1 protein-coding gene is annotated in these 383 nt (G+C 71.0%); it reads right to left on the reverse strand.

The genetic code is table 11. The annotated features are described in order from the left end of the window. A partial coding sequence (locus tag ACT89H_RS29515; protein ID WP_445111945.1) for an AMP-binding protein occupies positions 1-383 on the reverse strand: 383 nt, incomplete at both ends.

The following is a 383-nucleotide window of genomic DNA, read 5'->3' on the forward strand; positions in this document are numbered from 1 at the left end:
CCCGCTCTGGCTCGTCATGATCGTGGCCTCGGTCGGGCCATAGGCGTTGAAGAACTCACGGCCGTCGACCGCCCAGCGGCGCACCAGTTCCGGCGGGCATGCGTCACCGGCCGCGACGACGACTCGCAGGTCGTCGAGCCCCGCCGGATCGACCGACGTCAGTGCCGCCGGAGTGATCACCGCGTGGGTCACCCGCTCGCGGCGCAGCAACTCGGTCAGCGCCGAGCCGCCGTAGGCGTCGGGTGGGGCGATCACCATCGTGGCTGCGCTCCCCGCCGCGAGCAGCAACTCCCAGACCGAGGCGTCGAAGCTCGGCGACGCCAGATGCAGCGTTCGCGAGTCCGCGGTCACCGCATAGCGTTCCCGTTGTTCACGACCGAGCG

Source organism: Nocardia aegles, from assembly GCF_052545135.1.